A 513-nucleotide genomic window follows, 5' to 3' on the forward strand; every position below is an offset into this window, starting at 1 on the left:
GGCTCGCTGCACAAGCACGTCAGCGCGCTGATCGAGGCCGGCCTGGTCGAGCCGATGAACGGCCGCCGCCGCGGCGTCCACCTCACCGAGGCGGCACAGGACAGCGACAGCCTGCCGTTGCTCGGGCGCATCGCCGCGGGCCTGCCCATCGAGGCGGTGACCGACAGCGAACCGGTGGCCGTGCCCGAGCTGCTGCGCGGGCGCGGCGAGTGTTACGTGCTGCAGGTGCGCGGCGACTCCATGATCGACGACGGCATCCACGACGGCGACTGGGTGGTGGTCGAGCACCGCGAGCACGCCCGCGACGGTGAGGTGGTGGTCGCGCTCATCGACAACGAGGCCGCCACCCTCAAGCGCATCGAGCAGCGCCCGGACGAGGTGATCCTCCACCCCGCCAACGCGGACCACGCCCCCCAGCGCTACGCCCCCGACCAGGTCACGGTCCAGGGCGTCGTGGTCGGCCAGATGCGTCGGTACGACTGACATGGCCGGTGCGGACGAAGTGCTCGTCCT

At 71.9% G+C, this 513-nt stretch carries 1 protein-coding gene; it reads left to right on the forward strand.

Translation table 11 applies throughout. The annotated features are described in order from the left end of the window. Positions 1 to 483, forward strand: a 483-nt coding sequence (lexA, locus tag G7A99_RS24605) for a transcriptional repressor LexA (RefSeq protein ID WP_163144700.1), incomplete at its 5' end; no start/stop codon positions are given. Positions 484 to 513: the final 30 nt, after the last annotated feature.

This window comes from Arhodomonas sp. KWT, from assembly GCF_010993615.1.